Annotated in this window: 9 protein-coding genes; 1 reads left to right on the forward strand and 8 read right to left on the reverse strand. The window is 37.8% G+C overall.

Annotation, left to right across the window (positions count from 1 at the left end):
- Positions 1-37: 37 nt before the first annotated feature.
- The 6 genes from CFK40_RS17770 to CFK40_RS17795 all read right to left on the reverse strand — a co-directional run bounded on the left by CFK40_RS17770 (position 38) and on the right by CFK40_RS17795 (position 7,228).
- Entirely contained in the window at positions 38-1,105 is a 1,068-nt protein-coding gene (locus CFK40_RS17770) for a phosphotransferase family protein (protein ID WP_089533728.1), read from the reverse strand.
- Positions 1,106-1,296: 191 nt separating this feature from the next.
- Positions 1,297-2,070, reverse strand: coding sequence for an SDR family oxidoreductase (locus CFK40_RS17775; RefSeq protein ID WP_089533729.1), 774 nt, complete (start codon positions 2,068-2,070; stop codon positions 1,297-1,299).
- Between the two features lie 16 nt (positions 2,071-2,086).
- The gene (locus CFK40_RS17780) at positions 2,087-3,295 is read right to left on the reverse strand and encodes an acyl-CoA dehydrogenase (RefSeq protein ID WP_089533730.1); all 1,209 of its coding nucleotides are present in this window, start codon (positions 3,293-3,295) and stop codon (positions 2,087-2,089) included.
- A 241-nt stretch (positions 3,296-3,536) separates the two neighbouring features.
- Positions 3,537-4,850 (reverse strand): uracil/xanthine transporter, encoded by a 1,314-nt coding sequence (locus tag CFK40_RS17785; RefSeq protein WP_089534445.1) that lies wholly within the window; start codon positions 4,848-4,850, stop codon positions 3,537-3,539.
- A 155-nt stretch (positions 4,851-5,005) separates the two neighbouring features.
- A complete protein-coding gene (locus CFK40_RS17790) occupies positions 5,006-5,959 on the reverse strand; it encodes an oxamate carbamoyltransferase subunit AllH family protein (RefSeq protein WP_089533731.1) in 954 nt (317 codons plus the stop codon).
- A gap of 54 nt (positions 5,960-6,013) precedes the next feature.
- Positions 6,014-7,228, reverse strand: coding sequence for a pyridoxal-phosphate-dependent aminotransferase family protein (locus CFK40_RS17795; protein ID WP_089533732.1), 1,215 nt, complete (start codon positions 7,226-7,228; stop codon positions 6,014-6,016).
- 262 nt (positions 7,229-7,490) lie between these two features.
- Here CFK40_RS17795 and CFK40_RS17800 point away from each other — a divergent pair, with 262 nt between their 5' ends.
- Entirely contained in the window at positions 7,491-9,134 is a 1,644-nt protein-coding gene (locus tag CFK40_RS17800) for a PucR family transcriptional regulator (RefSeq protein ID WP_089533733.1), read from the forward strand.
- 133 nt (positions 9,135-9,267) lie between these two features.
- Here the strand turns inward: CFK40_RS17800 and CFK40_RS17805 are convergent, their stop codons facing one another.
- Positions 9,268-10,686, reverse strand: coding sequence for a YfcC family protein (locus CFK40_RS17805; protein WP_089533734.1), 1,419 nt, complete (start codon positions 10,684-10,686; stop codon positions 9,268-9,270).
- Positions 10,687-11,015: 329 nt separating this feature from the next.
- Positions 11,016-12,368, reverse strand: coding sequence for an allantoinase (locus CFK40_RS17810; protein ID WP_089533735.1), 1,353 nt, complete (start codon positions 12,366-12,368; stop codon positions 11,016-11,018).
- Positions 12,369-12,389: the final 21 nt, after the last annotated feature.

Raw genomic sequence — 12,389 nt, forward strand, 5'->3', positions numbered from 1 at the left:
TGACTTTAAACCCCTTCAACAGCCTTTTCATTACTTATCACACACCTTTGCTAGAAAGCGGTGCATGTTGAATTAAATTCGCAACAAATTGATTAAAATGAGCAAATCTCGAATCATTCGTCTGACCTTTGTGGTATCGGTAATAAATTTGCTGGCAAATCACGGCAAGCTTAAAGTATGCAAAAGTAAGATAAAAATGAACATTCGATACATCACGCCCACTTTTTTTCGCGTAATCTTCTAGAAATTCCTTTCGCGTGAAAAATCCTTCCTTGGTCGTTACAGACGGTTTTCCGAGTCCCTTTTTTAGTTGCTCTGGATCATCAGGTTCCATCCAATAACTTAAAGCCGCTCCAACATCTGCCAATGGATCACCTACAGTTGTCATTTCCCAATCAAACAACCCTGTCATTTCACTAAAATCCTCTGAGAACATAGCGTTATTCAACTTATAATCATAATGAATAATTGTAGGCTCTGGTGATGCAGGGATATTATCTTTGAGGCATTTCGTTAACTGATCAACACCCGTTACTTCTTCCGTCTTCGCACGTTCATACCGCTTAATCCAACCAAGCACTTGCCGTTCCATAAAACCCTCTGGCTTAGAAATGTTTACTAATTCTGTTTGATTGTAATCAACCTGGTGTAAATCTACTAATCGATCAACCATCAACTCAGAAATTTTTCTTCCTAAGGTAGAATCATACTGAATGCCCTCAGGAAACGTTGAATCTACCACAATCCCTTTTCTACGTTCCATTATAAAAAATGGGCTTCCAACAATCTGTTCGTCTGTTGAGAAAATATAAGGCTTTGGTGCCGTTGGATATAATGGATGCAAACCCGATAAAATTGTATATTCTCTTTTCATATCGTGAGCTTTCGGTGCTACGGGTCCAAGTGGCGGTCGACGCAACACTGCCTCCCACGACCCAATCCGTAGTAAGTATGTTAAATTCGAGTGGCCAGCCCCGAATTGTTCAATTTCCAATGTTCCATCAGGGACATCAACAATATTTTGTTGAACAAATTTCAGCAAAATTCCCTTATCGAGTTCCTCCCCTTTCCGAACGTTTATCGTATCGCTAAATGAAGCTTTCATTGCTTTCTCTCCCCTCACGCTGTCTACAAATATTCTTGTAACTTTGCTTTAAACAAATCTGGAAGTTCTGCAGTTTTTTGATTTGATATATCGTAATAAACGTACTTCTTGTTTCATTTTTATATAATCTTTATATAGTCGGAAGGTATATTATTACTACTACTCTGAAACTATTATGCCTATTTCATCTATTACAAAGCGTGTGCACCGCCATCAACAGCTAATATATCGCCACTTACAAAATCGGATGCCTTTGAGGCTAAAAATAAGGCCACTCCCATCATATCAGCGTCATTTCCAAGGCGATTCAATGGTGTTGCTTCTAAAATTTTCTCTTGCCCTTTTTCAAGCAGTCCCTGAGACATCTTTGTCGGGAAAAATCCAGGCGCAATTGCATTTACATTGATATTGTATTGCCCCCATTTAACCGCTAAATCCTTCGTAAACGTCATAACTGCTCCTTTACTTGTATTATAACCGATTGTGTCCATGTATCTTGGATCTGTTCCGCCAAATCCTGCGACAGAAGCCATGTTGATGATTTTCCCTTGGTTCTGTTTAATCATTATCTTCCCCGCTTCCTGACTCATTAGGAATGTTCCTGTTACATTCACATTCATCACCTTTTGCCATGCTTCGAGCGGCATCTCTGAAACAGGCGCACCCCATGTAGCTCCACTATTATTAACTAAAATGTCAATTGAACCAAAGTGTGCAACAGTTCCGTCTACAACCTTCTTTACGTCCGCTGGATTCGATACATCACATTCAAATGCCAACGAATCAACCCCTAATTCCTTCAGAGCCTCACTCATTTTTTCGCATGCTGCAAGCTTTCGCGAGCAGATGACAACATTTGCACCTGCCTCAGCAAATCCTTGGGCAATTTGTGCACCAAGTCCTCTTGCTCCACCAGTAACAATTGCTGTTTTTCCATCTAATCTGAATAAATCCATTACACTCATAGTAAATTCCTCCTGTTTAAGAATATTTACGAAGCTCTAATTTAGCTATTTGAATGCGATGTACTTCATCAGGCCCATCTGCAAGTCTAAGTGTGCGCGCATTTGCCCAATGATTAGCAAGGGTGAAATCATCACTGACTCCAGCACCGCCATGTGCTTGGATCGCCCGGTCAATCACCTTTAATGCCATATTTGGTGCAATAACTTTAATCATCGCAATTTCAGATTTGGCTTTTTTATTTCCAACTGTATCCATCATATACGCAGCTTTCAGCGTTAATAATCGTGCTTGTTCAATGTCAATTCGTGAATCGGCAATCCACTCTTGTACAACTCCTTGATCAGCTATTTTTTCACCAAAAGCAACCCTATCTTGAACGCGCTTACATAAATCCTCAAGCGCACGCTCTGCAGCACCAATCAAACGCATGCAATGATGGATTCGACCAGGTCCTAGTCTGCCTTGTGCAATAGCAAAACCTTTTCCTTCTTTCCAAATCATATTTTCAGCAGGTACTCTAACATTATCATAAATAATTTCCGCGTGACCATGTGGTGCATCATCATAGCCAAATATTGGAAGCATTCGCTCGATCGTAACACCTGGAGCATCTAATGGAACCAAGATCATTGACTGTTGTTCATGCCTTGCTGCTGCCGAATCATTTTTTCCCATTACGATTGCAATTTTACAGCGCGGGTCCCCGGCCCCAGATGACCACCATTTTCGCCCGTTGATCACATATTCGTCACCATCTTTAACAATGCGGGATTGGATATTTGTTGCATCACTTGAAGCAACATCAGGTTCTGTCATTGAAAAACATGAACGAATCTCTCCGTCAAGAAGAGGCTCAAGCCACTGTCTTTTTTGTTCATCTGACCCATAACGAGCTAGAACTTCCATGTTACCTGTATCCGGCGCACTACAGTTAAATACCTCAGGTCCAATCATAGATCGACCCATTATTTCACAAAGCGGTGCATACTCCTCGTTGGTTAAACCAGCTCCGTAATCACTATCAGGTAAAAATAAATTCCATAGCCCTCCAGCTTTTGCTTTCTGTTTCAATTCATCCATTATAGTAGGAATCGCAGTCCATCGACTTTCCTGTTGATTCAATTGTTCTTTATAAACCTTTTCATTTGGATAAACGTGATCTTCCATAAAGCTAGTAAGTTTTTTTTGTAATTCAACTACTTTTTCCGAATAAGAAAAATCCATCTTCTTTCCCCCTACACCATACTGACCTACTGGATAGTATGTTCAGAATCTTAAATTTAATTATAGCAAACTAAACCATGAATGCAACCTATTTATACCTATTTCAACAATGGAACACGGAACAGGTTTCTTATCCCACAACACCCTTGTGCTAAGTTCAATAAAAATCTGGCTTAACTGCTTACCAATTAAGTTCATAAATAAAGGGACAAGGTTACTGTCCTTGTCCCATTTGTCCCATCTAATTCTTATTTATGCCGTATCGATCCCATTTAATTGTGTTTTCTAATAGAAGTGCTAACATAATCCCTACTAGTAATCCACTGCTAAGTAGCGGACGAATAAAGCCGGGAAGCGAAACGAAATAGGTAGCTGGTAAAGTCATAATAATGATACCCACAAACAAAGGAATCGCTGACCGGTATACGTTTAATGTATTAAATTCAACTTGATTGAAAAAGCTCCATGATGAATTCAATAGTTGCAAATAAGATACAAACAATACCGCACTACCTATACTCAACGGTATTAGCGAGAAAAAGTGTCCAACTGGCGGGATAATACCCATAACGAAAAACATGAAGCCACCTAAAATTAAAGGTAATCTTTTGATAATTCCTGTCTGGCTGAGAAATCCGATTGATGATACATATGGTGCATACGGAACAAGTCCGAGCACACCCGCAATACCTGTAAAGATACCCGTAATAGTAAAGGATGAACGGTATTGTGATTTTGTGGTCTCTGCTTGATACATGCTATCTGTTCCTTTTAGCGCTCCAAACGTATTCGCTGTATTTAACAAACCAGCAAGGACAGTCGTTATAATGATACCGATATTCCATGCAGGTTCTCCAAGTGGGAACAACGCAATACCAGATGACGATGTCGATTGTTGAGTTGTTTCCTGTTGTCCAAAAGTAAGATTGAATGCAATCCATCCAATGATAATCCCGATTAATAAACCATAGCGTCTAACACTTGGTGGGGCCTTTATACTAATGACAACCACAATAGCTGCAATAATGATTGATAATAATGAAATAGATAAATCAATTTGTGCAGACTCAGCCTCATTACCGAATGGAATGCCTAGCATCCCCTTTAAAAATATCCCAATCAATTTAACTCCAAATAAAAACATAAATACACCCATAACAGCTGGGTTAAACAACTTAGCAAGGTAGGGACCAAATCCAGCCACCCCAATGATTAATGTAATAATTCCGGAAATGATAATACCAACTGTTAGACTCCCTCCGAGTACTTCTAAAGGCATACCTTGGGCGGCAGCTGTAGAACAAAGAGTCAAAATCACTCCCCACCAAAGCCCTGACTGTCCTTCCATAATCGCTCTTTTATGTCCAACTAGCGCTTGAATCATACATGCTATACCTGTGACAATAAATGAGAGTTGAAGTAGACTTGCAATTCTGTCTTGCGGAAGCTCAAAAGCTGCTCCAACTGTTATAGGTATAACAACAATATTTGTAAAAATAAAAAAGAGCCACTGTAGGCCTGATAGCCAATTACTTGATTTCAATAATTCTTTCATATCCTTCACCTATCCTTCTACCTTCAAAAAAAAACGATTTGTATAAAAGAATAAAAATCGGTTTTTTAAACTGTTACATTTGGCTTACGACTTCTCCAAATATTTGTCATAAATATTAATTTGAGCTGAAACAGTTTCATTCATTACTATTCCCATTATAGTACGGTCTTTATCCCCAACAATAAACCTATCAGTGTATCTGCCCCAGATGTATGACCTATTTTTTTCATTTCTTCAAGTGCACGTAACAGATCAGCCTTATCCGGTTTCAACATTACTTCACACATATCTATAAGATGGGTATGATACTGCTTATCAGCTGCATATAATAAATATTCACATCCAATTGGCGTTGTCCTTTTCAGTCCCTTTTCCAACAAATAGGACTTCAACTGTTTTTTAATCCGTCCACTTGTTCCTTCAAGAACCGATAACATCGCACACATACCTGTAATAAGATCATCGCCACTTGGAGTCAGCCCTAGCCCTCTTCCAATCCAAAAGTCAAAAACCTTTTCCGGAATTAGCAGTCTTTCACCCTGAGCAAGTGATTCTAGCTTTGCCATTTCCCTTACCGTTGGATGGTTACTGCCACCACCTGATGTAGGGGATGACAACAAATAATTCATGATTATTTGTTGATCCCCATCGGTTTGCACGAAACCAGTTAGCCAATTATCTTCCAGTAACTTATTTATAACGCACTCTAGATTGGTTTTCAGGACCGCTCGGTTAAATTTTCTGGGTTGAAGGAGATGATTCGTTGGCGTGGCATAGTTAAGCGAGATGGACCTTCCACCAGTGAAGATTAATGTGGGTGAGAATGTATCCCAGCTAACTTGTTGACTTCTGCTTGTTTGATGGGTTAAATCTCTTGCATCCTGTTCATTTAAGCCAATACCAAAAGGGGAAAAACCGTTTTCAATTGAACCAACATGTACAAGTCGTTCCCCAAATAGTAAATTAAAGCTAGTGTTAAAAACACTATGAACGGTTCCTTTTGGATTTTCGTGGAGGATTTGATTTATACTAGCACTCATTCCACGTGCAACTATTCTCAGCGATCCGCTATTATCGCTATAACTTTTTCCTATCTTTGAATAAACCAACTTCTTCACTCCAAACAAAGAAATCGGCTTATCGCCGATTTCTTTCAAACCAGTTTATTTATCCACATAAAACTCTAATGCTGCTTGTAATGCATCTCCACGGTTCACTTTGACACCATGATAAATTAGTGTAGCTTCAAGCGCACCAATAACTCTTAGAATATTGTTCTTACGACAGCTATAACCCATTGAACCGATTCTCCAGACCTTACCTTGCAACGGACCAAACGCACCAGCAATCTCGACACCAAACTGCTGAATCATTGTAGAACGAACACTCGCTTCATCTACACCCTCTGGTACTTTGATAATTGTTACAACAGGCATTTTGTGTTCTGCAGTACCAAATAGCTCTACACCCATCGCTTGAAGTCCAGCTACTAATGCTCCTTCGTGAAATTTGTGACGTTCAATACGGGTCTCAAGACCTTCTTCTTTAATTAAACGTAAGCTCTCACGCAATGCATATAGCATGGAGGTAGCCTCAGTATGATGGTTCAATCGATCAGATGTCCAATAATCTTGAATTTGACTTAGATCTAGATAATTACTCTGAATGCTTCGTTCATTTACAGAATCAGAAGACAATCCCCGTTCAATTTTCTTTCGTTCCAAAAGAATTTTTTCCACACGATCATTATAAGTAATTGGAGCCATGCCTGATGGACTACCGATACATTTTTGAGTACCAGCAATTACAGCGTCAATATTCCAATCGTCTGTTTTGACTTCGACTCCCCCTAATGTAGCAACAGCATCAACAACGAATAACACATCATTTTCGCGGCAAAAATTACCAAGTTCTTTTAATGGTTGTAGACGACCTGTTGACGTTTCTCCGTGAACAACTGTAACTATCTTTGGATTGACCTTTTTAATTTCTGCTTGTATTTCTTCTGGATCAAATACTTCCCCCCACTCTTTTTCCATCGTGTGTACATCAGCACCACAACGGCCGGCTATTTCAGTGAGAAGATAACCAAATCGGCCAAAGATCGGGATAAGTACTTTGTCACCTGGTTCAATTATGCTACATAATACGGCTTCAATTCCTGCACGGGAAGTCCCATTAATTGGAAACGCTCGTTGATTAGTTGTTTGGAAAGCATAACGCGAAAGATCCATCGTATCATTCATAATCGTTAAGAACTCTGGATCAAATTGTCCAATAATCGGTGTTGACATTGCCCGCAACACTCGTGGGTCAACTTCGACTGGACCTGGCGTCATAATTGTACGTAAAGATGTATTCAAATCAGTATAACTCATTATAAAATTCCCTCCTAATTATGTTTTAATAGTACCTCGTATCAATCTGATTTTCGATAATTAAGAAACTCAAATATTGTATACATAATTTCATGGAAGTTTTTTCTCATTATCTCTTTTAGTTTACCCTATTCTAACAGTAACAACTATTTTACCTTTTAAAGTCTGAAAAGTCATTGTTTAAAATAACTAAATTACGTTTTGCTTTTTGTTTACTTTTAACGTAGAATAGAGAGAATTCTTATATAAAGAGAGATGAAAAATGAAAACATTAAATGATTTATTTATTTTAGACGGAATGAAAGAATGCACTGTTTTGGCTGGCCATAGAGGTTTAACCCGAAACGTTAAATTTGTAAATATATCAGATACACCCGACGTCATCCAATTTTTAGATAAAAACCATTTACTACTTACTACCGGCTATGGTTTTCAAGATGATACACAAAGAATGTGTGATTTAATTAAGCAAATGCACGCATTAAACTGTACCGGAATAATTATCAAGGTGAATCGTTTTTTAAAAAAATTACCAGATGAAGTTAAATTACTTGCAGATGATCTTGCTTTTCCTATTATTGACTTGCCCACGGATCAGACGCTGGGGGATTTATCCCGCCATATCCTTAATTATCTAAATGACCATGAAGCCGAACAATTGTATTATGCCCTACATGTTCAAAAAGAGTTCTCAGATATGATGATAAAAGGATATAGTTTGAATTCACTTGTCGAACAATTAGGTCACTTTTTAGCACGTCCAACAATTTTATTCAATCATAGAGGAGAAAAGATGGCACAAAGTCATGATTTTCGAATGGATTCCATGAAAATTGTTGAACAGGAAATCATTCAAAAAATTAAAGAAGATTTAAATGCTGTTAGAGAAGAATCTTCATTTGAAATCCCGTCCAGGGAACATCAACTAATCACAAGTTTCCCTGTTCAATCGAAACGACAGTATCCTAGTATGCTCGTCATTGTTGACTCGTCTACGCTCCCATATCCATCTTCACAAATGGCAATCGAACAAGCAGGTAACGTTATTTCATTTACACTTATTAAAGAACAAGCCATTGATGAAAATTCAAGATTATTAAAAAATAACTTTTTTGCCGATTTAATTGAAATGAGAATACACTCCGATGAGGAAATTCTAAGTCGTGCGAACTATTATGGAATAGAAGCGAACATGGATAATATCTGTATTGTTTGTACTGTTGATGCGGAAGGCAATAATTATGAAAACCTCCAATTATACGAAAAAAAGGTTGGAGAATTGCATAATAACATTTATGATCAGCTTGAGGATGAAATAATCAACGGTAAAATGGATGCAACTTTATTTACGAAAGAAAAATATTTCGTTATGCTTCTACAATTCTCCCATTATACAGAAACAGAAATTAAAATCGTTACAGAATTTATTGAAAGATCACAAAGTAACATACAAGGTGACTATTCCGTTTCATTCGGAGTCAGTAATCCAACCCAGTCGCTTTCCGATATACCAATAGCTTACCAGGAAGCGGTAGAAGCAATCAACAATGGATATGATATGAAAATGACAGGATTCATTAACTTCTATAAAACAAAAGAAATTAAGGAATTGCTAAATGCAATTCCCAGAAAAGACTTAAAATCACTTTATGAAAATACGTTAAAGTCACTTGCTTATCCCAAAACAAAGGAAGATTTAGAATTAGTAAAAACAATCGAAACCTATCTAAATTGCCAATGTGAAATTTCGGATACGTCAAGGAAATTATATATCCACCGAAATACGGTTAAGTATCGAATTAAAAAAACGGAAGAATTGCTCAACTGTTCCTTTCAAGACCCTGTAGATTCATTGCGTGTTCGTGTTGCTTTAGTCATTGGATCGATCCTTGATGAAGATGATTGATAAATCCCAACAGCTGTAATTACTTTGCCATTTATACTGACCCTATTATATAGAGGAAAGTATAAATGGCTTTATTAAACGTTATAAAGTACAAACTTTCACTATCTAAGGTTCCTCAATTTTTCAAACCTTATCAGCCTGTCCATTGTATAAGTTGAGCAACAATGAGGGAGATAATCGATATGGATGCAAAAATAAGAAACAGCGGAAAGAAAAAACGTATCCACTTTTGATAAGGAACACCCGCAATTACTAGTGCAGCCATAAAGTATCCTGAAGTCGGATAAAGAATATGTGCAAAACCATCACCCAATTGAAAAGCAAGCACAGAAGTTTGCCTTGTGACCCCGATTAAATCTGATAAAGGAGCCATAATTGGCATTGTTACTAAGGCCTGTCCACTTCCAGAGGGAATTAGAAAATTTATTAATAATTGAACAATATACATCCCAACGGCCCCTAACATAGGTGGGAAATCAGCTACAACTGAGCCTAGGCTATGTACAACGGTATCCATTATATGACCTTGTTCCATTACAACAGCAACTGCTCTAGCTACACCAACAATAAATGCACCAACTAGTACATCTCTAAATCCTTGGTTAAAGCCCTCACTGATTTCCGTTGTATTTAATCCAGCAATTAAACCGACAACAATACCTGTAATGATAAAGAGACCTGACATTTCAACCATGAACCAACCCTGGGCAAGTACCCCGTATACTAAAATTCCAAAGAAAATAAACGTTGCTAGAATAGCGTACTTTTGTCTTGTAGTCGTAGTTTTTTCTTCTATCTGAACCTGGCTACCATGCTGATAAAGATCTCTTTTTTCATGATCATCTTCATATACGAAACTATTTAACGGATTCTTTTTAATCTTTTTCGCATAGCGCATGATAAAAAATACAGCAGCCGATACAGCTACAACAAAAATTACTAATCGGAAACCAATTCCAGAAAACACTGGTACTCCGGCAATTTTCTGGCCTAATCCAGTATTAATTGGGTTCAATACCCCAGCTGCAAAACCAACTACTGTACCACATAATGCTATAGCTGCGGCAACAATAGAGTCATAGCCTAGCGCAATCATAAGCGGCATGATGACTGGTATATAAACAAGGCTTAACTCGGGTGTACCGATAAGCGTTGCAATAACCGCAAAGACTGTTGTTAACACGGGAATAAGCATGATACTATTATGAGCAAACTTTCTGGCCAATTTATCAACCGCAATTTCAATAATCCCCGTACGTCTTAATACCATAAACATTCCACCAATTATAAACGTAAAGAAAACGACTTCCCCTGCATCAATTAGCCCCCGAGGTATTACTGTTATAAAATCCACGACGCCAACAGGTGTCTGCTCTATTTCCGTATAGGAATTCGCATCGATCGTTGTTCTTCCTTCAGGACCAGGAACTCGCTCATATTCACCCGCAGGAACAAAATACGTCGCAATCGCCGCAATAGCACTGAATAAGAACAAAATGACATAGATGTGCGGCATTTGAAACTTTTGTTTCTTTTCCTTTTCACCTTGCATAATACTTCCCCTTTCCAACAAATTACGGACAGGTTATTCATAGGTTTAATGCCCGTTTATTGGTATTATCAGGCAGCTTCTATTATCTGATATTAAATAACATTGCATGCCTATTCTGATTATGTACTAGCTTATAGGAGTACTATGGTTAAGTAAATGGTGATAACAACCTAATTTTATTAATTCATTTGTTTAACATGAATAATGAAATTTTCCATTATGTTGAAAACGAACAATCAATTATTCATTTTACACTATTTTGAAAATACTTCACCTTTAGATCAAAAAATCCCAAATCCTTATCAAAGGTTTTGGGATTTTAAATTAAATTAACTATTCGTTTCTTGTTTTTCATCAACCAAAATCTTTCCATCATTGAATACCACTTCACCACTTACAATTGTTGTTTTTACTTTCCCTTTGTAAGTTCTGCCAATATATGGTGAATGTTTATGCCGATAGAATAAGTCTTCCTTCTTAAGTTCAAAGCTTTCATTCAAATTGACAAGTGTAATATCCGCATCATATCCAGCTGCAATTGTTCCTTTATTTGCAAGTCCAAATAATTTAGCAGGATTCTCTGCAGTTAATTCAACGATTTTTTCAAGTGGAAGATCACGTTTGAAATGCCCTTCCGTTAATAAAATAGTTAAGGTCGATTGGGCTCCAGAGATTCCTCCCCAGCCTTCAAAAAAGTTATCTGTAATTATTTTCATATCTGCTGGAGCTGGTGAATGGTCTGAACCGATGACATTAATCTCACCATTTGCTAGAGCAGTCCATAATTCATCGACCTCTGCTTGATCACGTAAAGGAGGCATACATTTTGCCACGCCACCTTGTTCTTCCAAATCTTTTACTGTTAAGGACAAATAATGTGGACATGTTTCAACTGTTATATCGACACCTCTTTGTTTGGCATCATTAATAACATTTACCACTTTGCGGCTGCTTGCATGAACGATATGAAGTTTACATCCAGTTGCTTCCGCATAGGAGATGATCCTTCTAACAGCTTCAATTTCAGAAATAATAGGCCTTGATTCAACAAAATCTCTTGCAGTCGTTTTCCCTTGGGTTTGTTTTTCTTCAGCAAGCTGTTCACAAATAACAGTACTTTCTGCATGAACAGCCAAAAGTGATCCAAAGGAAGCAATCTCCTTCATTCCCTTATAAAGGGTTTCATCATCAGCATTATCAAAATCCTCAATTCCACTTGGGGACATAAAGGCTTTAAACCCAATTGCACCACTTTCGTGCATCTCCTTTAACTCGTCTGTATTTCCAGGTACGAGCCCCCCCCAGAATCTTGGATTTACGATAGATTTTTTCTTAGCAATAGCTTTTTTTAACTCTAAATTTTCTTTATTAATAACAGGAGGAGTACTATTTAACGGCATATCAAAGAATGTCGTTGCACCGCCAGCCGCCAAGCTTTTGCTGCCTGTTTCTAGTCCTTCCCACTCTGTTCTTCCTGGTTCATTAAAGTGAACATGCGAATCAATTAACCCTGGTAAAACATGGAGTCCTTCTGCATCAATTTCTTTATCCGCTTTCCCCAAGTTTCCCCTACTAGAAGATACTTCTTTTATTTTACCATCTTTGATCGCAATATCACCTTGGATGGTCGAATCCGCTTTTACAATCAAGCCATTTTTAATAATTAAATCATAAGTAGCCATTGTAATTCCTCCCCGATGTAG

Source organism: Virgibacillus necropolis (assembly GCF_002224365.1).
Classification (GTDB): domain Bacteria; phylum Bacillota; class Bacilli; order Bacillales; family Amphibacillaceae; genus Virgibacillus_F; species Virgibacillus_F necropolis.

What these genes read in the sequence shown, in the direction of transcription:
- CFK40_RS17770 (WP_089533728.1), bottom strand. Translation starts at nt 1,105, where the DNA reads ATGAAAGCTTCATTTAGCGATACGATAAACGTTCGGAAAGGGGAGGAA.
- CFK40_RS17775 (WP_089533729.1), bottom strand. Translation starts at nt 2,070, where the DNA reads ATGAGTGTAATGGATTTATTCAGATTAGATGGAAAAACAGCAATTGTT.
- CFK40_RS17780 (WP_089533730.1), bottom strand. Translation starts at nt 3,295, where the DNA reads ATGGATTTTTCTTATTCGGAAAAAGTAGTTGAATTACAAAAAAAACTT.
- CFK40_RS17785 (WP_089534445.1), bottom strand. Translation starts at nt 4,850, where the DNA reads ATGAAAGAATTATTGAAATCAAGTAATTGGCTATCAGGCCTACAGTGG.
- CFK40_RS17795 (WP_089533732.1), bottom strand. Translation starts at nt 7,228, where the DNA reads ATGAGTTATACTGATTTGAATACATCTTTACGTACAATTATGACGCCA.
- CFK40_RS17800 (WP_089533733.1), top strand. Translation starts at nt 7,491, where the DNA reads ATGAAAACATTAAATGATTTATTTATTTTAGACGGAATGAAAGAATGC.
- CFK40_RS17805 (WP_089533734.1), bottom strand. Translation starts at nt 10,686, where the DNA reads ATGCAAGGTGAAAAGGAAAAGAAACAAAAGTTTCAAATGCCGCACATC.
- CFK40_RS17810 (WP_089533735.1), bottom strand. Translation starts at nt 12,368, where the DNA reads ATGGCTACTTATGATTTAATTATTAAAAATGGCTTGATTGTAAAAGCG.